General features: G+C 65.5%; 24 protein-coding genes and 1 pseudogene. 6 read left to right on the plus strand and 19 right to left on the minus strand.

The window, feature by feature from the left end; all coding sequences use genetic code 11:
* Nucleotides 1-40 precede the first annotated feature (40 nt).
* On the minus strand, nucleotides 41-508 hold the full coding sequence (locus tag M3U25_RS13040) for a metallophosphoesterase family protein (protein WP_242081434.1): 468 nt from the start codon (nucleotides 506-508) through the stop codon (nucleotides 41-43).
* Between the two features lie 357 nt (nucleotides 509-865).
* Here M3U25_RS13040 and M3U25_RS13045 point away from each other — a divergent pair, with 357 nt between their 5' ends.
* Nucleotides 866-2,173, plus strand: a complete 1,308-nt coding sequence (locus M3U25_RS13045; RefSeq protein ID WP_355502542.1) for an MFS transporter — start codon at nucleotides 866-868, stop codon at nucleotides 2,171-2,173.
* 115 nt (nucleotides 2,174-2,288) lie between these two features.
* Here M3U25_RS13045 and acpA read toward each other — a convergent pair whose 3' ends face one another.
* The 17 genes from acpA to M3U25_RS13130 all read right to left on the minus strand — a co-directional run bounded on the left by acpA (nucleotide 2,289) and on the right by M3U25_RS13130 (nucleotide 14,558).
* On the minus strand, nucleotides 2,289-3,998 hold the full coding sequence (gene acpA / locus M3U25_RS13050; protein WP_355502539.1) for an acid phosphatase: 1,710 nt from the start codon (nucleotides 3,996-3,998) through the stop codon (nucleotides 2,289-2,291).
* Nucleotides 3,999-4,157: 159 nt separating this feature from the next.
* Nucleotides 4,158-4,400, minus strand: a complete 243-nt coding sequence (locus M3U25_RS13055) for a hypothetical protein (protein WP_355502536.1) — start codon at nucleotides 4,398-4,400, stop codon at nucleotides 4,158-4,160.
* Between the two features lie 77 nt (nucleotides 4,401-4,477).
* Nucleotides 4,478-5,473 carry an AI-2E family transporter gene (locus M3U25_RS13060; RefSeq protein ID WP_355502579.1) on the minus strand — a complete coding sequence of 332 codons (996 nt, stop codon included), beginning with the start codon at nucleotides 5,471-5,473 and terminating at the stop codon, nucleotides 4,478-4,480.
* 270 nt (nucleotides 5,474-5,743) lie between these two features.
* A complete protein-coding gene (locus M3U25_RS13065; RefSeq protein ID WP_017907682.1) occupies nucleotides 5,744-6,133 on the minus strand; it encodes a VOC family protein in 390 nt (129 codons plus the stop codon).
* Entirely contained in the window at nucleotides 6,130-6,468 is a 339-nt protein-coding gene (locus M3U25_RS13070) for a hypothetical protein (RefSeq protein ID WP_355502532.1), read from the minus strand. The genes M3U25_RS13065 and M3U25_RS13070 overlap by 4 nt, the downstream gene beginning before the upstream one ends.
* 58 nt (nucleotides 6,469-6,526) lie before the next feature.
* Entirely contained in the window at nucleotides 6,527-6,823 is a 297-nt protein-coding gene (locus M3U25_RS13075) for a DUF2695 domain-containing protein (RefSeq protein ID WP_242159221.1), read from the minus strand.
* Nucleotides 6,824-6,923: 100 nt separating this feature from the next.
* On the minus strand, nucleotides 6,924-7,364 hold the full coding sequence (locus M3U25_RS13080) for a cyclic-phosphate processing receiver domain-containing protein (RefSeq protein ID WP_355588625.1): 441 nt from the start codon (nucleotides 7,362-7,364) through the stop codon (nucleotides 6,924-6,926).
* A 198-nt stretch (nucleotides 7,365-7,562) separates the two neighbouring features.
* Nucleotides 7,563-7,931, minus strand: coding sequence for a hypothetical protein (locus tag M3U25_RS13085; RefSeq protein WP_355502525.1), 369 nt, complete (start codon nucleotides 7,929-7,931; stop codon nucleotides 7,563-7,565).
* Between the two features lie 146 nt (nucleotides 7,932-8,077).
* Nucleotides 8,078-8,380 carry a hypothetical protein gene (locus M3U25_RS13090; RefSeq protein ID WP_355502522.1) on the minus strand — a complete coding sequence of 101 codons (303 nt, stop codon included), beginning with the start codon at nucleotides 8,378-8,380 and terminating at the stop codon, nucleotides 8,078-8,080.
* Between the two features lie 82 nt (nucleotides 8,381-8,462).
* The gene (locus M3U25_RS13095; protein WP_355502519.1) at nucleotides 8,463-8,696 is read right to left on the minus strand and encodes a DUF1161 domain-containing protein; all 234 of its coding nucleotides are present in this window, start codon (nucleotides 8,694-8,696) and stop codon (nucleotides 8,463-8,465) included.
* A 229-nt stretch (nucleotides 8,697-8,925) separates the two neighbouring features.
* Entirely contained in the window at nucleotides 8,926-9,465 is a 540-nt protein-coding gene (locus M3U25_RS13100) for a hypothetical protein (protein ID WP_355502516.1), read from the minus strand.
* Between the two features lie 450 nt (nucleotides 9,466-9,915).
* Nucleotides 9,916-10,317 (minus strand): hypothetical protein, encoded by a 402-nt coding sequence (locus M3U25_RS13105; RefSeq protein ID WP_355502513.1) that lies wholly within the window; start codon nucleotides 10,315-10,317, stop codon nucleotides 9,916-9,918.
* Nucleotides 10,318-11,098: 781 nt separating this feature from the next.
* Nucleotides 11,099-11,683: a hypothetical protein gene (locus M3U25_RS13110; protein ID WP_355502510.1), complete on the minus strand. Its 585-nt coding sequence runs from the start codon at nucleotides 11,681-11,683 to the stop codon at nucleotides 11,099-11,101.
* A gap of 466 nt (nucleotides 11,684-12,149) precedes the next feature.
* On the minus strand, nucleotides 12,150-12,518 hold the full coding sequence (locus tag M3U25_RS13115) for a hypothetical protein (RefSeq protein ID WP_355502507.1): 369 nt from the start codon (nucleotides 12,516-12,518) through the stop codon (nucleotides 12,150-12,152).
* Between the two features lie 113 nt (nucleotides 12,519-12,631).
* Nucleotides 12,632-13,072, minus strand: a complete 441-nt coding sequence (locus tag M3U25_RS13120) for an OmpA family protein (RefSeq protein ID WP_355502504.1) — start codon at nucleotides 13,070-13,072, stop codon at nucleotides 12,632-12,634.
* A gap of 72 nt (nucleotides 13,073-13,144) precedes the next feature.
* A complete protein-coding gene (locus M3U25_RS13125; protein WP_355502501.1) occupies nucleotides 13,145-13,672 on the minus strand; it encodes a hypothetical protein in 528 nt (175 codons plus the stop codon).
* A 58-nt stretch (nucleotides 13,673-13,730) separates the two neighbouring features.
* On the minus strand, nucleotides 13,731-14,558 hold the full coding sequence (locus M3U25_RS13130) for a DUF5677 domain-containing protein (protein WP_355502497.1): 828 nt from the start codon (nucleotides 14,556-14,558) through the stop codon (nucleotides 13,731-13,733).
* A gap of 177 nt (nucleotides 14,559-14,735) precedes the next feature.
* On the opposite strand from M3U25_RS13130, the pseudogene M3U25_RS13135 reads away from it, so the two are divergent.
* Nucleotides 14,736-14,917 (plus strand): annotated as a pseudogene (locus M3U25_RS13135) (recombinase XerD); the annotation flags it as partial.
* Between the two features lie 149 nt (nucleotides 14,918-15,066).
* On the opposite strand, the gene ilvD reads toward M3U25_RS13135, so the two are convergent.
* On the minus strand, nucleotides 15,067-16,905 hold the full coding sequence (ilvD, locus tag M3U25_RS13140) for a dihydroxy-acid dehydratase (RefSeq protein WP_355502494.1): 1,839 nt from the start codon (nucleotides 16,903-16,905) through the stop codon (nucleotides 15,067-15,069).
* A gap of 244 nt (nucleotides 16,906-17,149) precedes the next feature.
* On the opposite strand from ilvD, the gene M3U25_RS13145 reads away from it, so the two are divergent.
* From M3U25_RS13145 to M3U25_RS13160, 4 genes are all read left to right on the plus strand, one after another.
* Complete coding sequence (locus M3U25_RS13145) at nucleotides 17,150-18,511, plus strand: cellulase family glycosylhydrolase (protein WP_355502491.1); 1,362 nt, start codon at nucleotides 17,150-17,152, stop codon at nucleotides 18,509-18,511.
* Between the two features lie 102 nt (nucleotides 18,512-18,613).
* Nucleotides 18,614-19,177 (plus strand): DUF1190 domain-containing protein, encoded by a 564-nt coding sequence (locus tag M3U25_RS13150; RefSeq protein ID WP_355502488.1) that lies wholly within the window; start codon nucleotides 18,614-18,616, stop codon nucleotides 19,175-19,177.
* 34 nt (nucleotides 19,178-19,211) lie between these two features.
* Nucleotides 19,212-20,393 carry a glutathionylspermidine synthase family protein gene (locus M3U25_RS13155; protein ID WP_355502485.1) on the plus strand — a complete coding sequence of 394 codons (1,182 nt, stop codon included), beginning with the start codon at nucleotides 19,212-19,214 and terminating at the stop codon, nucleotides 20,391-20,393.
* A gap of 67 nt (nucleotides 20,394-20,460) precedes the next feature.
* Nucleotides 20,461-21,063: a hypothetical protein gene (locus tag M3U25_RS13160; RefSeq protein WP_355502576.1), complete on the plus strand. Its 603-nt coding sequence runs from the start codon at nucleotides 20,461-20,463 to the stop codon at nucleotides 21,061-21,063.
* Nucleotides 21,064-21,082: the final 19 nt, after the last annotated feature.

The following is a 21,082-nucleotide window of genomic DNA, read 5'->3' on the forward strand; positions in this document are numbered from 1 at the left end:
GGGGCCTCCGTGCGCCGACAGCGCGGGACGCGCGCCTGCGCTAGTCCAGGGTCTGCAACTCGCCGCGCGGGCCGGTCGCGGTCAGATACAGGTGGCCGAGGCTGATCGGCAGGCGGAAGCGGCGCGGGCCGGCGCTGCCGGGGTTGAGGTAGAGCACGCCATCGCGGGTCTGCAGCGACGGCATGTGCGAGTGGCCGCTGATCACCACGTCCACGCCGTCGGCGACGTGGTCCAGCGTCTTCAGGTCGTGGCGCACGTGCAGGCGCACGCCCTCGATGTCCAGGTCCAGGGTCTCTGGCAGCGCCTGCGCCCACGGCGCGGTATCGATGTTGCCGCGGATCGCGTGCAGCGGCGCCAGTGCCCGCAGCGCCTCCAGTACGTCGGCTTTGCCGATGTCGCCGGCATGCACGATGGCCGCACAACCGCGCAGCGCCTCCAGCGCCTCGGGCCGCAGCAGGCCATGGGTGTCGGCGATCACGCCGAGATGCAGCGGTCGAAGGGCAGGCATTGGCGGCGCTTCCTGGGGCGTGACCAGCCTGCAGCCTACCGATTCGGGAGTGGTGGCGTCGTCGACCGCATGTGCGCGCCAGGTTCTTTGGGGACCGTATGCGGACGCCCGGGGCGGATCAACGCCGGCATCGGCGCTTGCGCGCACGGCCGGCGCGTCGCGGCGCATCCCGGCGTTGCAACCACGCGTGTCCACGAGCCGCATCCTCGGACCGCCATGCATTAACCCGCACGTAGCGGCGCGCCGCGCCGTGGCGGCATGCGCACGCGACGTGTTGTACCGTTGCCACGCGCGCCGCCGCCGATGTCGCACACCATCGCACGGCGGCGCCTTTTCTTCTCCAGCAGACTTCGATCGATGGCCTCTTCCGCTACGTCCCCAGCCGCCGCCGAGGCCGCGCCGCACGGCGCCGCCGCCGTGTTCCGCGTGGTCACCGGCAACTTCCTCGAGATGTACGACTTCATGGTCTATGGCTTCTATGCCACGGCCATCGGCCATGCGTTCTTCCCTGCGAAAAGCGCGTTCGCCTCGCTGATGCTGTCGCTGGCCACGTTCGGCGCCGGCTTCCTGATGCGGCCGATCGGCGCGCTGGTGCTGGGCGGTTACATCGACCGGCACGGGCGTCGCAAGGGCCTGATCCTGACCCTGGGGCTGATGTCGGCCGGCGTGCTGCTGATCGCCTTCGTCCCCGGCTACGGCACCATCGGCGTGCTGGCGCCGCTGCTGGTGCTGCTCGGTCGCCTGCTGCAGGGCTTCTCTGCCGGCGCCGAATTGGGCGGCGTGTCGGTGTACCTGGCCGAGATCGCCACGCCGGGCCGGCGCGGCTTCTACGTGGCCTGGCAGTCGGCCAGCCAGCAGGTGGCGGTGGTGTTCGCCGCCGCACTCGGCGTGGCCCTGCATGCGCTGCTGTCCGACAGCGTGATGGACAGTTGGGGATGGCGCGTGCCGTTCGCCATCGGCAGCCTGATCGTGCCGCTGATCTTCCTGATCCGCCGCTCGCTGCAGGAAACCCCGGAGTTCGCCGCGCGCCAGGCACCGGACCTGGCCGGCATCGCGCGCTCGCTGCGCGCCAACGTCGGGCTGATCCTGGCCGGCGTGGGCATGGTGATGATGACCACCGTGTCGTTCTACCTGATCACCGCCTACATGCCGACCTACGGCCGCACCGAACTGCACCTGAGCGAGCTCGACAGCCTGGTGGTGACCGGCTGCATCGGCCTGTCCAACTTCGTGTGGCTGCCGGTGATGGGCGCGCTGAGCGACCGCATCGGCCGCAAGCCGCTGCTGGTGTTCGCCAGCGTGGCGATGCTGCTGACGGTGTGGCCGGCGCTGCAGTGGCTGGTCGACGCGCCTTCGTTCGTGCGGCTGCTGCTGGTCGGCGAGTGGCTGTCGCTGCTGTACGGCGCCTACAACGGCGCGATGGTGGTGGCGCTGACCGAGGTGATGCCGGCGGAGGTCCGTACCACCGGCTTCTCGCTGGCCTACAGCCTGGCCACCGCGACGATGGGCGGCTTCACCCCGGCGGTGTCCACCTGGCTGATCCACACCACCCATAGCCGCGCCGCGCCGGCGTTGTGGCTGTCGCTGGCGGCGCTGATCGGCCTGGCCTGCACGCTGCTGCTGTTCCGTCGGCAACGCGGCGCTGGCACGTTCCACGCCGCCTGATCGCGGCACGGCGTGGAGGCGGGGCCGGGCAGCGGCAGAATGGCGCGTCGTCGCCAAGTGCGATCGCCCGCCGCGGGCAGCGGCGGGCGACGCGCGTACCCGTGCTGGCGCGGGATCAGCCCAGGTCCAGCGCGGCGGTGAGATCGCCCGGCACCACGCCGCTGGCGGCGTGCATCGCGCGTTCGCGCTCGACCAGGCCCGGCAGCGGCTCCAGGCCGAAGCGGCGGGTGATGAAGCGCAGGATCGAGCCGGTGTCGTAGACGCTGTGGTCGACATGGCCGCGCTTGGCATACGGCGACACCACCAGCGCCGGGATGCGTGAGCCGGGGCCCCAGCGGTCGGCCTTGGGCGGCGCCACGTGATCCCACCAGCCACCGTTCTCGTCGAAGGTGATGAACACGACGGTCTTGTCCCACAGCGGGCTGTTGCGCAGCGCGTCCACCACCATCGCGATGTGGCGATCGCCGGCGGCCACGTCGGAGTAGCCGGCGTGCATGTTGAGGTTGCCCTGCGGCTTGTAGAAGGTCACCGGCGGCAGCGTGCCGGCCTGCACGTCGGCGAGGAAGCGGTTCTGCGGGGCGCTGTCGCCCAGGCCGCCGTCGCGCAGGTGGCGTGCCCGCGCCGGCGTGCCGGGGGCGAGGTTGGCGAAGTAGTTGAACGGCTGGTGGTGGATCTGGAAGTTGGGACTGCCCGGGAACTCGCTGGTGTCGCCGGTGTCGCCCTTGCCCTGCACCGCCAGCCCCCAGCCGCCAGCGTACCAGGCCCAGTCCACGCCCTTGGCGTCGAGCGCGTCGCCGATGTGGCGGTGGGTCTGCGGCGGCAGCGTGTTGGGGCTGTTGGGGTCGGCGTAGTCCGGGCGCGCCGGGTCCTGGCTGGTGCTGGGCTGGAACGGCGGGCTCAGGGTGTTGATCGCCCAGAAATCCGGGGTCAGCGCGCCGTTGCGCACGAAGCGCGGGCGGCCGTTGAGCGCGGTGCCCGGCGAATCGTCCTGCACCGCCAGGCGGATCTCGTCGGGGCGGTCGCTGGCCAGCACGCTGATCTGCGTCCGTGCCGGGCTGCTGTCGGCCTTGGGGTAGTAGGGCGCCTGCGCGGCGATCAGGTACTGGTGGTTGAGGAACGAGCCGCCGAACGCGCCCATGAAGAAGTTGTCGCAGAGCGTGTACTCGCGGGCCAGGCTCCACAGCCGCAGCGTGGCCGGCGCATCGCCGTAGTGGCCCATCACCAGCCCGCCGGCGTCGCTCCACGCGGCGAAGCCGTCGTTGCGGCCGCCGTTGATCTGCATCTGGTTCTCGTAGAAGCGATGCACCAGGTCGCGGGTCACGATGCCGTGCGGCAGCAGTTGGCCGTCGGGCGTGCGCAGCGCGAACGGCGCATTGGGCAGCGGCCCGATCGCGTCCTCACCGATCTTGTAGCGGCGATGCGCCACCACCTGTTCGTCCGGCGCCAGCCCGCCCCAGATCGGCGGCAGGATGTCGAGCACGCTGCCGTCGCGGTCCAGCTGCCGCGCCTGCGCCGGCGTCACCTTGGACAGCGGCTGCTGCAGCCCGGGGAACTCGGGGAACAGGTTGTTGAAGCTGCGGTTCTCGGCGTAGATCACCACCACGTGCTCGATCTTCTGCCGCAGTTGCCGATCCAGCTCCGTCGCCGACAGCGCACGCGCGGGCGCGCGCTTGGCGGTCGCGGCCTGGGCCTCGGCGGGGCCGCCAAGCGCCAGGGCGCTGCCGGCCAGGGCCAGGCCACCGAGCAGGCGCCGGCGTTGCGGGTTTTCGGGAGTGGTGTCGGTGTCGGCGGTGGTGGACGCGGGATCCTGAGGCGGCTTCTTCACGGTGTCATCGGGCGAGGGAAAGGCACCCGCCAGTGTGGGCCGCGTGAATGACAAGTCAAAGCGAGCCGGTCCCAGTGCCGGACCCGCGTTCAGCGGCCGTATCGCGGGAGCGACCCGGCGCGGATGTCGAGATGGATCGAGCGCGGCGCTCGCTTCGGTTCAGCGAGCAGGATGGACCCCAAAGCCCTGTTCGCACAGCGCGGCGCACCGTCCCGAATCGTCGCGCGCCGCCGCCCCATTGGCGATGGTCGCGCTCGGCGCCGGGCCGAGCGGCGCCTCGCCCAGGCACGCGGCCAGCGCCGTCAGACGCGTCTGGAACCGGTGCTGCATGTCGGCGATCTGCCGGGGATCGCGCCCGAGCCAGGCATGGCCCTTGTCGTTGTACGCAGCGGCACCGTGCAAGGTGTCGACCAGATCGCGCTGCGGATCCTGCGGCCGGTCGACATCATGGGGTGCCGGACGGGATGCGGCAGCGCCGGTCAGGCGGGCTTTCCGGCCCCGTCCGCCCCTTCGGCATCGCCCAGCGCATGTTGCACGTACAGGCGCTTGACCAGCACGTAGAGCACCACGGTGAGCGGCGCCGCCAGCACCACGCCCATCGGCCCGAACAGCACGCCGATGCCGAACAGCGAGAACAGCAGCAACGCCGGCGGCAGGTCCACCGCGCGCGCCTGGATCAGCGGCTGCAGCACGTGGCCCTCGAGCTGCTGCAGCACCACGAACAGCAGCAGCGCGCCCAGCGCCACCTGCGGGCTGACGGTGAAACCCAGCAGGATCGCCGGAACCGCGGCCACGATCGGGCCGACGATGGGGATGAAGTCCAACAGCGCGGTCAACAGGCCGATGCCCAGCGCCACCGGCACGCCCAGCAACCACAGGCCGATGCCGGTCAGGGTGCCGATCACCGCCATCGCCAGCAATTGCCCGGTCAACCATGCACGCAGCGCCTGGCCGCTGGCGGTCAGCGCCTCGTCGGCGACGCCGCGACGGTCGCGCGGCAGCAGGTGCAGCAGGCCCTGCCGATACAGCGTCGGCTGCGCGGCCAGGTACAGCCCGCCGACCATCATCAGCACCGCGTCGGTGACGCCGCCACCGGCCGACAGCACGATCGCGCCGGCGTGCGTGGCCAGGGTCGAGGCGCCGTCGCGCAACTGGTCGGGGATGCGCTCGATCTGCGGCCCCAGCGGGCCGGACTGCAGCCACGCATGGAACTTGTTCCAGGCTGCCGGCAAGGTCGCGCGGAAGGTGTCGATCTGCGCGGCGACCTCGGCGCCGAACAGCAGCACGATGGCCGACAACGCCAGCACCAGCATCAGGATCACCAGCGCCAGCGCCGCCCACTCCGGCAGCGGCAACCACTTGCGCAACAGCGTGGCCAGCCCGTGCAGCAGCACGCCCACCACCACCGCGCCGAACACGATCAGCAGCAGCTCCGACAATTGCCAGGCCAGCAGCGCCAGCGCGCCCAGCGCCATGACGACCAGGACCCGCGCCGTGAACGCGCGCAGGGGCGAGGGGGAATTCGGGAGCGAGGCATTCATCGGTGGCGCGGATCCCGATCAGGACAATGAGCGCGGACAGTAGTGGCAGGGCGGTGCAGGGCGAGCGAAGATCGCGCACCGCCCGTCGGCAGCGCCTGCCCACCGGTCGGCGCGGGGGCGATGCCGACCGGTGGGGTGGTTTCGACGCTCGTTGGTCGGGCGTGCGGTGCTACCGGTCGACCAACCGACCGGCCGAGGCCAGCGCTACTGGCCGGCGGGCGGCTGCCAGAGTTCCACCTTGTTGCCTTCCGGGTCGATGACCCAGGCGAAGGCGCCGTATTCGGATTCGTCGATGCGGTCCAGCACGTGGCAGCCTTCCTCGCGCAGCGCCGCAACCAGGGCGTGCAGATCGTGCACCCGGTAATTGATCATGAAGGGCGCCGTGCCGGGCGAGAAGTGCGGCTCCTGCGCCGCCGCGCCGATCGACCAGACGGTGGAACCGGTCACCGGTGCGCCGCTGCCGTCGTTCCATGCGAAGGCAGTGCCGCCCCAAGCTTGTACATCGATGCCGAGGTGCCGCTGGTACCAGGCCTGCAGTGCGGCCGGATCCTGCGCCTTGAAGAAGATGCCGCCGATCCCGGTGACGCGTTTCATGGAGCCTCCGCTGGTCCGATGGTGGGCTGGCCGGGCAGTGGCTCGTACCCGTCGCCGCGGCCGCTCAGCCAGCGCAGTCTACGCTTGCCGGCCTCGCCCAGGTACGCCGCGGCGGCCAGGAGCAGGGGATGCCGAAGATCCGCATCGGTCATCGTTCGCGCGCGTCCGCCCACCTCGATGCTCAGGAAATGCGCCTGGTCCGCCTCGTCGTCGTAGCTGCGCGCCAGCAACTGGTCGTGGCCGTCGCTGAAGCGATAGAGGGTGTAGGCGTAGTAGTAGCCGTCCGCGTCGTCGGGCTCGCTGGCATCCACGTGGTGGGTGATGTCGACGTGCATGTGGGGAGATTTCTTTGGCCGCCGTGTGGTCAGGCCGTACTGGAGACCACGTCCACCTTCACTGCTTACCCCAGCGTTCCTCGACATTGAAAAGCACTTCGCAATCGCAGAAGCCGCCGTGCGCACCGAGCCAGGGGATGACTGACGCCGGCGGAACATCACGGGAGGCGAGAAACTGGGTGGTGAGTCGCAAGGAATGATCGCAGCCGTCGGCGAGCGCTTCATTCAAGTAATCGAACAAGGCCCAGAGCGTTTCCTTGGGGAGAGGAAGGGCGGCTTCTTCAAGTGGACGCTTTTCGTCCTCTGCCGCCTCGCGGATGGCTTTGCGACGTTGAGCTTCCGGATCCTTTGTCATTGTGGCTGTCGCTGGTAGAAAACGAGGATATGGCGTGAAGAATCAGCAAATGCGAAGCGCGCCGCGCAATGCGCAGGCGATCAGTCGCATGTCAGTCGCATCACGGTGGAGCCACGTGCCCACGCTCCGCCGCCATCCGCTCGATCGCCTCGATCCCAAGACGCATCTTATCTCCCGCGGAAGTGTTTGCAGAATGGACGTGCATCCTCGGCGGAACGAAGGACCGAAGTGCCACTGCCTCCTCGATCCAGAGCACTACGTCATACCCGGTTCCGCGTGCATCGTCGCCTAGATCGTGGTCCAGGCTGAGTTCCTGTACCTTCCCGGTTTGGAGCAGTGCGATGACATCGTCCGGCCAATAGGCCCTTGTCCATCCCGTGGGTGTCTCTCGCTCGTCGTCCAGAAATACACGCATGGCAATCGGCACCTGCTTTCGGATCGGGGGGTCTGCCCATCGACCCGTACGCGACGAACCTACTACAGTCCAAGGAGCGGCGCGACCTCGCACGCCGCGAGACAAGGGCGAAGCGGCGCGCCGCATCAACCGGCGAGCGGCGTGGGCGGCAAGGCCTGTCACGGATGGTTCCGCGCAGTTCCGTCGCCGCCGGCCCCATCGCCACGAAATTCAGCACATCCGTGGCCGCTTATGCCGGAACACAAGGCCTTCCGGCGCGAATTAGCGCCGGCGGATCGCATCGTGTGCCGTAGACGGCGGCAGTGCGGTTATCGATCGGATACATCACACCTTCAGGCGTGCAAGGGCGATGATGTGCCTGGCCTTTTCGTCACCAAGCGCGCCTACTTCCACTTCTTGAATGATGCCGCGACGCAAAAGGCCGGCGAAGACGAGGATGAGCTGAGAATAGCGGTAGTCGTATGTCCGAGCGATTTCGCGCTCCCTTTTTACGGCTTGGTCGATCAGGGGCCATAGAGCGTCCGGCGTGTCGATGCTTGCGGCACTGCGTTTAAACTCTTGGAGATAGGCCTGGAGTTCGCGTTGAAGCGCCGTGTCGAACAGTGCTTTGGCTGCCTTTTTCTCGGAAGCGCTCCAGGTCATGTCATGCATGGCGGCTTTCTCTTTCCGGGGACCCAGCTTGTTGTGGATCATGCCAGAGCGGGGCCGCATGCGATAAGGAGTGGCTTGCGCCGGCGATGCCGGTCGGGTGCATCAGTCGATTACTGGGTGTGGCTTATGCACTTCTGTTGGCACGAGCGGCAATGCTGCCTTGATTTCCAGGTAGAACGCCCAGGAAGTCAGTCGCGCTGGTTCCAGGCCTTGATCGCCAGGGTGACGCGCTGGCGCGTCTCGGCATCCGCTTTGCGAACCAGATACGGCGACCGATTGCCCAACACTCCGGGCGCGGTCGACTGCACGCGCTCGGCGAGCTGCGCGATGAAATCACGCCCGAGCGCGCGGAATTGCTCTACTTCCTGGGCAATCAGCGCCATGGTCCACGTATAACCGACCGGGCCATGGCTGCAGTTGACGTCGAGCAGCAGCGTGTCGCCGTCGCGCAGCAGGAACCAGGCGTGCGGTTCGTGCTCCACTACCTGCATGGCGCCGTCCTGCGATGCGCGAGGACGACGCCCCGCGCGGGGTTGTACCACCTTGCGTGCATGACGTCACAGCTCCTGTCGCTTACGTCGACGGCTTGTTCTTGCTGTACACAATCTTCTTGCTTCCCGCCGCACAACTGCCGATGACCTTGCGATCCTGGATGTCGGCGTTGTCGACGATCTCCAGTGTGTAGTCCTTGACGCCGTGGGCATCGAGTTTCGCAGTGAGCTCGGCCTTCAATTCATCGCAATTCTTGCGGGCAAGCGCCGGCGACGAAGCGAGGGCAAGTAACAGGAAGGCGATCGCGTATTTCATGATGGGGCCGATGGTTGAGGGAAGGGATCTTTCGCAGCCAGCTGAAGGAAGTACTGCACCTGTCGGTGAAAACGAACATTTGTCTATGGCGAGTGCTGGGTGTGGCAAGGACGCCCGCGTCGAGTGTAACAACTTGCCGAGTGCGCCAATCGCCACGGCCGTCGCACCCGCCACGCCGCCACAGTAGGCGACGTGCTGGCGAGGATCGCCGCATCGTGCTGCATCGTAGTCAGGGATCAGCCCAGACGCCCGCGTCGTGCATCAGCCGCATCGTGTAGTTGAGTTGCAGGGTCTGGTTCGGGCCGCAGGCGATCTGCGTAGTCTTGTCCGATGCCCCAGGTCCGGAGACGGAGATGGACGAGGCGGATCGGAGCGGGTCGAACAGGCTGTACCGGTAGCCGCCATTGGCGAACTCGATCGATGCGTTGCCGTTCAAGAACGATCTGTAGGTGAACAGTCCTGCCGGCGGCTTCTTGTCGGGGGGATACCGCAGGGCCAGCTTGCCACCCTCCGATGCCCGGTACTGCAGGTAGCCCGAAGACCGGTTGACCACCTTCGACGAGCACAGCGAAAACACGCGCTTGCGCGTCTGGCACGTCCACAGGGTGAGCTCCTCCTTGTCGCAGAGCGGGCTGTGTTGGTACTCGCTCTCGGAGTCCATCAGTGCCGTTTGGGTGATGGAAGGGCCGGGTTCGGAGGCCTGTGCTATTGAGAGTGGTACGAAAAAGGCTAGAGCGACCGGAGAAAAGGCAAGAACGGCGTACTTCATGATGGCTGAGCCTTGAGTATGGCCGGACCGCGAGTTGGCACGTGATGAGGAATCAGCTGCCATTCGAAGAATCTGCCGAGATTTCCCGCTCGACCTTTGCCCAATCTATGACGCTGGAAAGCAAAGGCCACGTCTTGACGGCCTGATGCAGGTTATGGGCGAAGCCAAGTAGCACTCCGGCGGCCACGGCAACGACGTTGGGGATGCAGGATGGACCAAGTGTGTATCCGAAGAGGAGTCCTGCAGCGATGATAAGCAGGATCCAGTGAAGCAGCGATCTGCGATTGTCCCAAACAGCACGAGTGAATGATGCTGGCCGACTGTGTGCCGCTCGCAAACGCGAGAGGAAGGCTATTCGGTGGAGCACTGCGTCATCTTTCATGAAGACTGGAGCCTGATCTTTGAGTGAAATTTTGAGATCTTCGTATGCTTGGTTTAGCGCCGAGCGCTTCATGAGCGAGGCCGAGTATCGCCTTCATGACCAGACCTCTGGCGTAGATTCGCTCTTCGAATTTGCCAACCAACCAGCAGGCCGGAGGCCGCACCCGCCAGCAGTTCCAGCCATTCCAGGATGACAAAAATGGCCGGTTCGTCCGTCATGTCTGCAGGCAACAGCGCGGCGACTACATCTGCCACGGCGGCGTAGACGACCAAGACGAGGCAGGCATGCGCGAGGCGGTGTTGTGCCACATGTAGTGCGAGGTGCGCAAACAGCGCGGCGCACAGCAGGAACGAGAGGAAGTTCCAGGCATTAACGAGCCCTCCGAGGTCAAAGAGACCACTTAACAAGCCAACGCCGCACTGGAGAAGGAACAGTAGCGCGGCATAGGCAAGGATCGCTTTCCAGTTCATGCGGACATGTGCGAGGTGTGTGGTGAAAGCGGAGGTCAGCGCCTGTCCGCCGCAGCGCGCTGGACAATCTGGACGTCTTCCGCATCGATCACAGCTACCTCAACTCGGCTTTGGTGGCTGGGAAATGCTATGGGCGGATGGTAGGCGCCCTGTGGGCGAAGTCAGCGGAAGGTTCCAAGTCGGGGCGCTTGACTACCCAGTTAGGCGGGGATGAGTGCTTGAAAGCCTGAGCTAGTTATGGCGGTAGTCATCTTCGTGCAGCCATGGACTCAACTGGCCATCTCCCTTGCCCGTAGTCGTCCCGCGTAGGGTGCAACGATCGAGAGGACGATACAGAGGGCTAGCCATACCCAAGGAGACTCCAGCTCTTGGAGGTTGCCAATGACTTGAACTTTGTTTGGCCCATCTTTGCGATACAGAACCGGAAGCCCCTGATCTGAAGACGCCTGCTTGTACTGATCGGACTTTAGGTGCGCGTGGGAACTAAGGGTCTCACCAGATTCAAGTTTCAGGAGTACCGCATGGCCGTACTTCCGCTGATCTGAGGCCACTCGTATTTCATCTTGCGGGCTGTCGCCCACGGGTTGGGGCAAGAGGAACAGCCTGGCGGGTGCAGACGACAGGCGGTACTGGAACCAAGGCACTACGTTGCTGACAAACACAACGAATGTCGAAGCGGCCATCAGGTACAGCACGACGACAAACAATAGACGTTGGAATCTCATGTTGAAGACTGGGTCAAGTGGGGCGTATGGTGGGATCAGTGCGGCCTGACATCGGATCAAGCCGCGCTGCGAAGCGGCGTCGGGTCGAGAACATTGTTGGCGCGCACCCACTTTCCATGCTGCGCGAAGGCTACGGCGCCAAAGGCGAACTCGATGGCCGCCCCCACGGCAACCACGAAGACCGCGGGCGCGCGACACAACGCCAAGACAATTGCGCTCGCAGCGAGCGCCAGACCCAGCACCCAGTAGAGCCGCATGCCATAGACAGATGCAAACACCAGATAGCGGCCCCCGATGACGAGCAACATGCCCAAGAAGAACCAAGCCGGCTGACGGAGGCCCAGCCCGTACGCGAGCGGCAAGCTGAAGATGAGCCAGAACGTGCTCGCTCCGGCAAGTTGACCGAGCGGATTGCCTTTAATGTGCGCGCCAGAGGCTCCAAGAAGCTTGCACAGCAGCACGCTGACCGGGTAGATCAACATGCCGCCAATAAGCAGCGCCCAGATAGCGCGCTCTGGCGAGACGAATGCCGCAAAAGCGGTGGCGACTGTCCACGCCGTCGCCGAGGCCACGATTCCAGTACTTCCGCTCAAGTAGCCGCGACGCATGTCCCACTGCGCGTCTCTGATCGTCATTTCCATAGAGCCCCTTCTCGCTATTGTGTGTGCTAATGCTTGAGTTGAGCCGCGTTGCGAAGCGGCGTCGGCTTGAGCGAATGGTTAAACGGCGCTGCCAGGCGGTGGTAAGGCATGGCCCGTGCTCCCCAGCACTGCCGCCGAGCGCCGAGCATGCCATAGATCGTAGCCTTGGGGCTCGCCCGAGGCGCTGGCTGCTGGATGTGACCGAAGCTCAAGGTAATGAGCGCAGCGGGGCAACGACGCCGGACGACGAAGCAGAGGGGGGCGATCCGATGACTGGAGACGTGAGGACTGCGCGCCGGAGCCGACCGTTGAGGCGCCAGCGCTGTTGCCGAAGGTGGAAGCCGCGCTGCACGTACAGCACTGCCGCCTAACACCTGAGTTAAGCCGCGTCGCAAAGCGGCGCCGGCTTGAATAGCTTGTTAGGCGCCAACCCGACCACCGTGCCACGTGTCCAGGAGCTCATTTGTTAGGCGGTCTTTTCTGGGGCCGAACCAGGCCCGGCGTCCAGACCCGATGGGTCCGACCCAAGCAGGTCCTCAAACAGCATGGGCGCGTCATCTGGTTTGATCCCTGGATCCGCCATTTTATAGAGCGTGTCGAACACGGCCTCATAGGATGCCATGCGATAGATGAGGGACAGGTCGCGCCTCGATGCTCCCAAAGAAAGCAATCGTTCCAGGACAGGGCCGACGTCCCCGAATGGACCATCGGGCTGCTGCTGCGATGTATTGATTGTATTGTCGATCCAGACTTCCTGCATTGGCGAATTGATGATTTCGCTCCACAGTAAATCTAGGAATTCTTCGCGGCTTGGGTACTCTTCAGAATCATTCATGTTGTAGTGGTCTCGTATGCCTAGGAATGAGTTTTGTATCTGATGCCTGAGTTAAGCTGCGCCGCGAAGCGGCGTCGGCTTTAATGAATTGTTGGGTGCCATGCTGGAGCACTTTACGGCTCAATGTCCACGTTTAGCTCGGCGCGCTGATTGAGCGAGTTCTCCTCCCGTTTGCCAGCGATCGGGCGAGTGGACCCGTACTCGGTTAGAGCAATGACACAAAGCGGATCTACGCCAGCCGCTAGCAGGAACCTGTATAGGAGAAGCGCTCGACGTTGGGCGAGATAGCGGCACTCTTGCCCGGAACACTCATACTGATCAGTATGGCCCGCAATCTCGAACCTGACGTCCGGGTGGCGCTTGATTAGCTCGACAGAGCGATTCAAGTTGGCAATTTGGTCTGCCCCAGTTGCAGCCTCGTCGATCGTCTCACCTTTGATGGGATGGCCGGCCTTGAAGAAAGCACCATACAGGTCGAGTGAAGAACTGCATGCAGCGGCGGAATATCCACCGAGCAGAGCTGTCGATAGCAGGATTGAGAGGAGCTTGGACATGTCACCTAACACCTGGGTTAAGCCGCGCCGCGAAGCGGCGTCGGCTTGAATGACTTGTTAGCAAGACAGCTCTCAAATCTGGTCAAGACGCGCACCAAGATCTGAGGCAAACTGCAAGTAGCTCACCACCGAATCTGGATTCGGCGAAAAATCAGGGTCATGTGCAGCGAGATTTCTCAGTTCTCGCATGCTATCGATGATTGAGCGATCACTTGACGTGATCAGCCCTGACTTCATTAGCGCATCAATGGAGCCGCGTGGATAGCGCCTCGCAGTCGCATTTGTAAGGCCTTTGCGCATTGCCAAAGAGATAATTTGCTCTTCCAGGCGAAGCCACGAATCCAACACGGCTCCTCGAGGGTTTTGAGTTGCGATCAGAGCTGCGTTATCAGGGCTTTTAGTGCTTGGAAGTGCCTGAGCAGAGGACTCTAGCTTAAGGACATCTCTCTCAAACTCGACCTCAGCCATTCCGACCTTGCCGCGTTTCATGGTCTTGAGCAGGGCAGTAATTTCGCTCCGAAACAGCAAAATAACCACAACAACGGCGAGTGGCCATGCGAGGGATTTGATGAGCTCAGCAATGAACGAGAGAGTATCCATGTCCTGCTAACACCTGAGTTAAGCCGAGCCACGAAGCGGCTTCGGCTTGAACGAATTGTTAGCGCTCAACGTGGGGAGAAAACAAAGCCTCCATTTCGTCTCGCGCCGCTACCAGTAGCGTAAGGGCGAAGGAAACGCACAAGCAACTGTAGTTGTCCTCAATCTCGCAATGCACCCCGCGCCCGCGCTCGTCGAACTGGCCGGCGTGGTAGAAAGACAAGGGAAGGCCATGCACATGGCTGGAAAGGAATTTGTACAGCCAACGAAACTGCTGAACTTCCACGCCAGCCGCGGCAGCAACTGTCTCCAGCGGCGCGAGAAACGCGCTCTTGCCGTGAAGAAACTTGCGCTGGTCTGAGGCAGGAAGGGTCAAGAAGAAGGCATTGCTATTGAGTCGACCCCTAAGCTCAGCGGACTGCTCTTGAAACCCAGGTATGTCGGCCGAGTTTGGATCCATCTCCTCAAACAGATGAATCCTTGCCGTGCAGTCATGGAGATTGAAGATGTTCCAGCGGCAACCCCACTCATTCTGGGTGGTTTGCTCGATGCACAGATAGAAGAACGCTAGCCTTACCTCAAGCAGAGACCTGACAAGTACTGCTAGTGAGGCATAGTCCCAGTGGTCGGTGATCTTCTTTGACCATGACGTGCCTGGAGCTAGGATCGCGAAGCTAACGCCGCGAGCGCAAAGTGTGGTGAACAAAACACTGGCATAGAAGTGGGCTCCTGATGGTGCAGGGATGCCAGCACAGTTGCGAGAGACATTGAGGCAGTCGCTAAGGACGGTCTCGAACGCTTTGATGCGTTCTTTGTAGTCGTCAGATGCGGCAGTGCTGACGTTCTCCGCAGGGCGGCCAAATAGCTTTCTTATGAGTGCCAGGGACATTGCCTTTGAGTGCTAACTACTAATTAGACCGCCCAAAAGCGGTGATGCGCCAAGTATCCACCAACGCCAGACATCCGCAAAGCGAGAAATTCCCACCCTGCATCAATGACTTGCCTGATGGTGGCCGCGGCTCTGTGCGCCAATGCTGGCTACGTTATCCGACGTTCGAGCTGGCGTATGAGTTACACCCATGACGATGAAGGCGTAACGGCGCATCAACCGCCGAGGTTGCTGTAGCAGGTGCGGGCCGGTTGCGACTTCGGCATGACAGCCTGCGTACCGAGCAAATGTCTGTTGGCTGGACGGGACGCTTCATCCTGGTCAATGGTGAACGGCATTCAGCGCGGAAGGGGCAGGCCGCGCAGATCCTCCGCATGTGCCGTGGTGTCCAGAAAAGCAGCATAGCCGTGGGCGTTTGCGGTCACGCGTCGGGACTGAAGTCCCTCCCACAATGCAGTACCTGGACGCCATGAAGACCGCGGCAATCCGCGGCCTTCATGACAACGCTTCACCCATCCAGCAGCGCCTTGTTCCGCACCGCCCCCTTGTCCGCACTGGTTGCCAGCAACGCATAGGCTTTCAATGCGGTGCTGACCTTGCGCGGACGCGGCTCAGCCGGCTTCCAGCCGCGGGCGTCCTGGTCGGCGCGACGCGTGGCCAGTTCCGCGTCGGAGACCAGCAGGTCGATGCGGCGTTGGGGGATGTCGATGCGGATGCGGTCGCCGTCGCGAACCAGGCCGATGGCGCCGCCCGCCGCCGCTTCCGGCGAGGCGTGGCCGATCGACAGGCCGGAGGTGCCGCCGGAGAAGCGGCCATCGGTGAGCAGGGCGCATTGCTTGCCCAGGCCCTTGGACTTCAGGTACGAGGTCGGGTACAGCATTTCCTGCATGCCGGGGCCGCCCTTGGGGCCTTCGTAGCGGATCACCACGACGTCGCCAGCCTTGACGTCGTCGGCGAGGATGCCCTTGACCGCGGCGTCCTGGCTTTCGAACACCTTGGCGTTGCCCTCGAACACGTGGATGGATTCGTCCACGCCTGCGGTCTTCACCACGCAGCCATCCTCGGCGATGTTGCCATACAGCACCGCCAGCCCGCCCTCCTGCGAGTAGGCGTGGGCGACGTCGCGGATGCAGCCGCTGGCGCGGTCGGCGTCCAGGCTCGGCCAGCGCGTGGCCTGGCTGAAGGCGACCTGGGTGGGGATGCCGGCCGGCCCGGCCTGATAGAAGGTCTGCACGGCGGGGTCGTCGCTCTGGGTGATGTCCCACTGCGCGATGGCGTCGGCCAGGCTGCGGCTGTGCACGGTGGCCTGGTCGGTGTGCAGCAGGCCGCCGCGGGCCAGTTCGCCGAGGATGGCGACGATGCCGCCGGCGCGGTGCACGTCCTCGATATGGTACTTCTGCGTGTTCGGCGCCACCTTGCACAGCTGCGGCACGCGCTTGGACAGGCGGTCGATGTCGCGCAGGGTGAACGGCACCTCGGCCTCCTGCGCGGCGGCGAGCAGGTGCAGGATGGTGTTGGTGGAGCCGCCCATCGCGATGTCCAGGGTCATCGCGTTCTCGAACGCTTCGAAGGTGGCGATGCCGCGCGGCAGCGCGCGCGGGTCTTCGGCGCCGTACCAGCGGTGGCACAGTTCCACCGCGGTGCGGCCGGCCTTGAGGAACAGTTGCTCGCGGTCGGCGTGGGTGGCGACCACGGTACCGTTGCCGGGCAGGGCCAGGCCCAGTGCTTCGGTCAGGCAGTTCATCGAGTTGGCGGTGAACATGCCCGAGCAGGAGCCGCAGGTGGGGCAGGCGCTGCGCTCGAACGCGGCGACCTTCTCGTCGGAGGCGGTGGGATCGGCGGCGATCACCATCGCGTCGATCAGGTCCAGGTTGTGGTCGGCGAGCTTGGTCTTGCCGGCTTCCATCGGCCCGCCGGAGACGAACACGGTGGGGATGTTGATGCGCAGCGCGGCCATCAGCATGCCGGGGGTGATCTTGTCGCAGTTGGAGATGCACACCAGCGCGTCGGCGCAGTGCGCGTTGACCATGTACTCGACCGAGTCGGCGATGATCTCGCGGCTGGGCAGCGAATACAGCATGCCGTCGTGGCCCATGGCGATGCCGTCGTCCACGGCGATGGTGTCGAACTCCTTGGCCACGCCGCCGACGCGCTCGATCTCGCGCGCGACCAGCTGCCCGAGATCCTTCAGGTGCACGTGGCCGGGCACGAACTGGGTGAAGGAATTGGCGATGGCGATGATCGGCTTGTGGAAGTCGGCGTCCTGCATGCCGGTGGCGCGCCACAGTGCGCGGGCGCCGGCCATGTTGCGGCCGTGGGTCGAGGTCTTGGAGCGATAGTCGGGCATGGGAGCAGCGAACGTGCGGGCGGGGAGGCTGGCGATGGTGGCGCGATCGGATCGTTGCTGCTGCAACCGTCCTGGCGGCCACCGGGTGGGCCGATCACGTTAGCACGCAGGCCGGCGCCGCCGCGCGCCGGCCAGGAGTGAGAAGCGGTTCGCAGACCTGCCCGAACACGCTTGGCAGACTGCGGTGGCCGGTGCGTCAGGGGGCGTAGGCCCGGCTCGCCCATCATGACCACAGGAGGTGTCCATGCCCCGGCATGTGCGTTCGTCGTCTTCCGCTGTTTCCTCCCCCACCCCGTCCCTTGCCTCCGCCCCGGTCGATCCGGGCCGCCGCAATGTCCTGCGTGCCGGTGTCGGCATCGCTGCCGGCGCCGCATTGTGGGGCCTCGGCGGCCAGGCCCGTGCCGCCGGCACGCTGCCGTTCGCCGGCCTCAACCTGTCCGGGCTGGCGTCCAACAACTTCGTGGACAACGCCATCATCGACCGGCACTACCGCGACATCCGCGACCAGCACATCGCCGCCGCTGGTGCCTGCCCGCTGTTCCGCCTGCCGACCACCGCCGCACGCTTCAGCACCGGCCAGGGCATGCCGCTCAACGCCACGTATTGCGACCAGGTCGAGCAGGTGCTGAATCGGCTCGCGCAGCGCGGCAAGGTGGCGATCCTGGAGTTGCACGACTACATGCGCCTGCCGATCAAGGTGGCGAGCAAGTCCGGTTACCGGCGCGATGGGTCTGGGCAGTTGATCGGGCCGGATGGGCGCGCGGTCACCGACCCCGCCGATCAATCGGTGTGGAACGGGACCTACCGCAAGGGTAATTTCCTGTATCTGGCCTACTTCGATCCGGCCGACACCCTGCTCAAGCTCTACGAGTACCGCGTGATCGGCACGCCGGGCTGCACGCTGTACAACGCCGCCGGCCTGCCGGATCTGTGGAGCCGCATCGTGCAGCGCTTCCGTTCGCATCCGGCGATCTTCGGCTGGGGCCTGATGAACGAGCCCTACGAGGGGCCGGAGTACAACGCCGACGGCAGCAAGCTGGTGATGGCCGACCACTGGCTGCGCACCGCCACCGCCACCGCGGCGCGCATCTTCGATTTCGACCGGTCGCATTACGTGTTCGTCTGCGGCAACGAATACGCCAGCGCCCGCCGGTGGAAAGAGGCGTCGAACAACCTGGACACGATCCCCGACCCGTACGACCGCATCGTCTACGAGGCGCACAACTACCTGGACAACCAGGGCCAAGGCGGCGGTGCCTGGGCCAATCCCAATGAATCCGTTGCGCCGGACACCGGCATCGAGATGGTCACGCCGTTCATCGACTGGCTGGCACACCGAGGCAAGCGCGGCTTTCTCGGCGAGCATGGCTATCCGGCCGGCAACGCCAGCGCGGAGTTGGCGACCAAGCGCATGCTCGCGCACCTGCAGGCCAACAACATCCCCAGCACGCAATGGTGCTTCGGGCCCGGCTGGCCGGACAACGACGTGCTGGGCATGAGCCGCGATGTCGGCATGGACATCCAGGTCAAGTCCAACATCGCCGCGGTGCAGCCGTATTTCGACGCGCGCCTGTCGAGCTACGTGCCGCCGCCGCCGACGAGCTGACGCGTCGCGACTGCGTCCGCAGCGACGTCCAACCCCCGGCCGCGGGTTTCCGCGGCCGGCGGAACCGGGCATCATCGTGGCTGGACTCAGGAAGACGTTGCCATGAAAAGGTCGAAGACGACCGCACTGTTGCTGATGAGTGCCGCGCCGCTGTTGTTCACCGCCTGCGGGCGCGAGCTGGAAACCAAGGCCCAGGAAGGCCTGTACACCTCGGTGGATGCCTGCGTGGCGCAGACCCACGACATCGCCACCTGCCGCGAGGCCTTCGCGCAGGCGCAGAAGCAGGCGGCCGAGCAGGGGCCCAAGTACGCCAGCCGCGAGCAGTGCGCGCAGGACTATGCGCCGGAGCGCTGCGTGGAGCAGCGCGACAGCCACGGCCATTCCTTCATCGGGCCGATGATGACCGGTTTCTTCCTGTCGCAGATGCTCAACAACAACCGCGCCGCCGGGTTCAATGCTGCGCCCGCCTACCAGGATCGGCAGGATCAGTGGCAGCGGCCGGCGTCCTATTCCGGCGGCGCCGGTGGTGCCGGTGCGGCGGCCAGCGGCACGACACTGCGCGGCAACCAGACCATGACCCATATCGGCGCCACGCCGAACCGGGCGGTCACCGTCAGCCGCGGCGGTTTCGGCGAATCCGGTGGCGGGCGCGGCTTCGGCAGCTGAGCCCGGCTTTCTTTTTCATCGCACGAGACCCCGCATGAAACGCATCGCGATCGTCGAGCGCGGCGACTGGCGCGCCCAGGCCGCGGAGTACGGCTTCCGTTTCCACACCATCGACGGGCAGCGCTACTGGGACGAACGTGCCTACTACGCGTTCAGCCTGCGCCAGATCGAACGCGATCTGGAGGATCCCAGCGCCGAACTGCACGCGATGGCGATGGGCCTGCTCGACGAGATCGTCGCCAGCGAGGCGTTGATGCAGCGGCTGGCGATTCCGCCGGCGTTCCGCGACTGGATCGCCGACAGCTGGCGGCGCCGCGAGCCGCATCTGTACGGCCGCCTGGACCTGGCCTACGACGGCCGCGGCCCGGCCAAGCTGTACGAGCTGAACTACGACACGCCGACCTCGTTGTTCGAATCGGCGTTCTTCCAGTGGCAGTGGCTGGAAGACCAGCGCGCGCAGGGTCGCCTGCCGGACGACGCCGACCAGTTCAACTCCATCCACGAGGCCTTGCTGGAGCGCTTCGCCGCGATCGCCGGCTGGCTGCCGCCGCCGCTGTACTTCGCCGCGGTGCGCGATTCGGAAGAGGACCAGGGCACGGTCGCCTACCTGCGCGACTGCGCTGCGCAGGCCGGTGTCGGTGGCGAGCTGATCGCGATCGAGGACATCGGCCTGTCCAGCGACGGCCGCTATACCGATCTGGACGACACGGTGATCGGCGCGCTGTTCAAGCTGTATCCACTGGAGGACATGTTCGCCGAACGCTTCGGCCAGGCCCTGCCGGGATCGGGCCTGCGCCTGCTGGAGCCGCCGTGGAAGGCGCTGCTCAGCAACAAGGGCATCCTGCCGCTGCTGTGGGAACGCCACCGCGGCCACCCGAACCTGCTGCCGGCCGCGTTCGACGACGGCAGCGCGTTGCCGCCGGGCTGGGTGCGCAAGCCGCTGCATTCGCGCGAGGGCGCCAACATCGTGCTGCACCTGGACGACGGCCGCGTGCTGGAAAGCGATGGGCCCTATGCCGGACCCTACATCCGCCAGCAGGCGCATCCGCTGCCGGCGTTCGAGGGCCGCTACCCCATGGTCGGCAGCTGGATCGTCGGCGACCGTGCCTGTGGCATCGGCATCCGCGAGGACGATGGCCCGATCACCCGCGACAGCGCGCGGTTCCTGCCGCACGCCATCGTCGAGGACGCGCGGCCGGGCGTGCTGTATGCCTGAGTCTGTGTCGCGCGCCGATGCGGCGTCGCCTGGCGCGCCGCGCCGGCATCGCAACGACGGCACGCCCTTGGCCGCCTATGCCGACCAGGTGGCGGTGCGCTGCCATCGCTGCGGCGCGCCGGGCTGGGTACTGGCGCAGTGGGAGCCGTATCGCTGGCAGGCACGCTTTCGTTGCGGGCAGTGCGCCGCGGGGCTGGACAGCGACGCCGACGACTGGGTGGGGGCGGTGCAGTTGGAAGGCCATCGCGCCTGCGGCCATTGCGGACACAAATGGGTCCGGGTCCGTGCGACATCGAGCGGCGCGGCACCTCCGCCGGCAACCTTGCCCGGACGTTGCGCGCAGTGCGGAAAGGTCAGCGCGGTGGCCGTCACCACGTATCGTATGCGCGACGGATCGCCCTGCGACCCGCATTTCGGCCTGCCGTTGGCGCTGGTAGCGCCAACCCGCGCCGGGGTGCTGTGGGCCTACAACCCGCGCCATCTGCAGGAACTGCAGGACTACGTGGCGGCGACGCTGCGCGAACGCCGCGGCCTGTTCGGACGCTCGATGGTGGCGCGCTTGCCGGCGTGGATGAAGCTGGCGCGGCATCGGCCGCTGATGCTGCGCACGCTGCAGCGCCTGCAGCAGGCCAGTGCGCAGTTGCCGCCGGTGCCTGCGGCGGCAACGTAGCGGCGACGTCAGGGGGTTC

The sequence above is a fragment of the Xanthomonas sp. PPL134 genome (assembly GCF_040595915.1).
GTDB classification, from domain to species: Bacteria; Pseudomonadota; Gammaproteobacteria; order Xanthomonadales; family Xanthomonadaceae; genus Xanthomonas_A; species Xanthomonas_A indica.

What these genes read in the sequence shown, in the direction of transcription:
- M3U25_RS13075 (WP_242159221.1), bottom strand. Translation starts at nt 6,823, where the DNA reads ATGACAAAGGATCCGGAAGCTCAACGTCGCAAAGCCATCCGCGAGGCG.
- M3U25_RS13085 (WP_355502525.1), bottom strand. Translation starts at nt 7,931, where the DNA reads ATGATCCACAACAAGCTGGGTCCCCGGAAAGAGAAAGCCGCCATGCAT.
- M3U25_RS13065 (WP_017907682.1), bottom strand. Translation starts at nt 6,133, where the DNA reads ATGAAACGCGTCACCGGGATCGGCGGCATCTTCTTCAAGGCGCAGGAT.
- M3U25_RS13115 (WP_355502507.1), bottom strand. Translation starts at nt 12,518, where the DNA reads ATGAATGATTCTGAAGAGTACCCAAGCCGCGAAGAATTCCTAGATTTA.
- M3U25_RS13095 (WP_355502519.1), bottom strand. Translation starts at nt 8,696, where the DNA reads ATGAAATACGCGATCGCCTTCCTGTTACTTGCCCTCGCTTCGTCGCCG.
- M3U25_RS13100 (WP_355502516.1), bottom strand. Translation starts at nt 9,465, where the DNA reads ATGAAGTACGCCGTTCTTGCCTTTTCTCCGGTCGCTCTAGCCTTTTTC.
- M3U25_RS13125 (WP_355502501.1), bottom strand. Translation starts at nt 13,672, where the DNA reads ATGGATACTCTCTCGTTCATTGCTGAGCTCATCAAATCCCTCGCATGG.
- M3U25_RS13040 (WP_242081434.1), bottom strand. Translation starts at nt 508, where the DNA reads ATGCCTGCCCTTCGACCGCTGCATCTCGGCGTGATCGCCGACACCCAT.
- M3U25_RS13130 (WP_355502497.1), bottom strand. Translation starts at nt 14,558, where the DNA reads ATGTCCCTGGCACTCATAAGAAAGCTATTTGGCCGCCCTGCGGAGAAC.
- M3U25_RS13110 (WP_355502510.1), bottom strand. Translation starts at nt 11,683, where the DNA reads ATGGAAATGACGATCAGAGACGCGCAGTGGGACATGCGTCGCGGCTAC.
- M3U25_RS13080 (WP_355588625.1), bottom strand. Translation starts at nt 7,364, where the DNA reads ATGCGGCGCGCCGCTTCGCCCTTGTCTCGCGGCGTGCGAGGTCGCGCC.
- M3U25_RS13155 (WP_355502485.1), top strand. Translation starts at nt 19,212, where the DNA reads ATGAAACGCATCGCGATCGTCGAGCGCGGCGACTGGCGCGCCCAGGCC.
- M3U25_RS13120 (WP_355502504.1), bottom strand. Translation starts at nt 13,072, where the DNA reads ATGTCCAAGCTCCTCTCAATCCTGCTATCGACAGCTCTGCTCGGTGGA.
- M3U25_RS13060 (WP_355502579.1), bottom strand. Translation starts at nt 5,473, where the DNA reads ATGGCGCTGGGCGCGCTGGCGCTGCTGGCCTGGCAATTGTCGGAGCTG.
- ilvD (WP_355502494.1), bottom strand. Translation starts at nt 16,905, where the DNA reads ATGCCCGACTATCGCTCCAAGACCTCGACCCACGGCCGCAACATGGCC.
- M3U25_RS13105 (WP_355502513.1), bottom strand. Translation starts at nt 10,317, where the DNA reads ATGAACTGGAAAGCGATCCTTGCCTATGCCGCGCTACTGTTCCTTCTC.
- M3U25_RS13090 (WP_355502522.1), bottom strand. Translation starts at nt 8,380, where the DNA reads ATGCAGGTAGTGGAGCACGAACCGCACGCCTGGTTCCTGCTGCGCGAC.
- M3U25_RS13070 (WP_355502532.1), bottom strand. Translation starts at nt 6,468, where the DNA reads ATGCACGTCGACATCACCCACCACGTGGATGCCAGCGAGCCCGACGAC.
- M3U25_RS13150 (WP_355502488.1), top strand. Translation starts at nt 18,614, where the DNA reads ATGAAAAGGTCGAAGACGACCGCACTGTTGCTGATGAGTGCCGCGCCG.
- M3U25_RS13045 (WP_355502542.1), top strand. Translation starts at nt 866, where the DNA reads ATGGCCTCTTCCGCTACGTCCCCAGCCGCCGCCGAGGCCGCGCCGCAC.
- M3U25_RS13145 (WP_355502491.1), top strand. Translation starts at nt 17,150, where the DNA reads ATGCCCCGGCATGTGCGTTCGTCGTCTTCCGCTGTTTCCTCCCCCACC.